This window comes from Endozoicomonas sp. ONNA1 (assembly GCF_024606325.1).
Lineage (GTDB): Bacteria > Pseudomonadota > Gammaproteobacteria > Pseudomonadales > Endozoicomonadaceae > Endozoicomonas_A.
Genome location: NZ_JAHHPN010000790.1, coordinates 1 through 1004, shown reverse-complemented (window position 1 = coordinate 1004; position 1004 = coordinate 1). Strand labels below are relative to the sequence as shown.

Below are 1004 nucleotides of genomic sequence, written 5' to 3'. Positions count from 1 at the left end.
TTTAAATACAAAGGGTTATTATGGGACTTTTGTACAAAAGGCGATGGTGCTGGACAAGCTACAAATATTTTTCTAGATATACCAGAAAAATGCACTGTCAAAATAAGCTCTGTTTGCGAAACTGGTGCTGAGAGTTGCGGGATAATTAACTGTGGAGAGAGTGATTGTGTCGCCAGCTGGAATATGCCTTATAAACCGCAGTTTTACGATTTTCCGGATGGGTGTATGGGCAAATCTATTAATTTTCCCTCTGATAATAATAAAATCATTATTCCTGCTGTAGTTGGAAGTGTCGTTTTTGTTGGAACGGCGTCAGTCATCGGAGCAGCCTGCTATTTTTATCACCGATATAAGCGACAAGGTTATCAGTATGTTCATTGATCAGAACAAACAGGGGCAATGCCGCATCACAAATACTCCCGGTTCTTTCGTTTCGCTCACCTGACGCCGCCTTTGTCGGCTCGGCTTAACAGGAGGGACCTGACTTGCGAATTCTGGCGATATACTTCGGGTCGTTCTGCTGATCACTATGAAAATGGGCATGGCCAGGTTCTCAGACTGAAAGATAAGACGACGTTGAGGTTGGACGTTCGCAGTCGTTCGAATCTGGATGTTGAGCTAAAGCCAGAGGGTGAGTGACAGGGAGGTGATTATCTTGAATACTTACTTTTACCACTAAATGTAAGTAATTTCTGGCAGAATATTGAAAAAGCTTTAACTCATTGATTTAATTGAATTACTTTTATCAAATAAAACTGTGTTTCAATAAATACCCCATCTGATATACCCTAAAAAACCTCACAGTAGCAGGAGCTTCTTTGCTGGGGCTTTTCTTGAGTCAGGAATATTTCGAGGAATTTGCGAATGTCCGTAAAAAGCTGACTCTTGACCAGAAAGAGGCCGGAGAGATGTTTGGTGGAGGGGTTAACGCATTTTCCCGATACGAAAATGGCAAAACCAAACCACCACTTTCACTGGTAAAACTGTTCAGACTGCTGGACAAT

Annotated in this window: 3 protein-coding genes; all 3 read left to right on the top strand. The window is 41.9% G+C overall.

Going from position 1 to position 1004, the window contains the following annotated elements:
* A partial coding sequence (locus tag KDK19_RS18910) for a hypothetical protein (protein ID WP_257292621.1) occupies positions 1–381 on the top strand: 381 nt, incomplete at its 5' end.
* A gap of 18 nt (positions 382–399) precedes the next feature.
* The gene (locus tag KDK19_RS18905; RefSeq protein WP_257287617.1) at positions 400–639 is read left to right on the top strand and encodes a hypothetical protein; all 240 of its coding nucleotides are present in this window, start codon (positions 400–402) and stop codon (positions 637–639) included.
* Between the two features lie 179 nt (positions 640–818).
* Positions 819–1004 (top strand): type II toxin-antitoxin system MqsA family antitoxin (locus tag KDK19_RS18900; protein WP_257292620.1); only part of this gene is annotated, 186 nt, incomplete at its 3' end.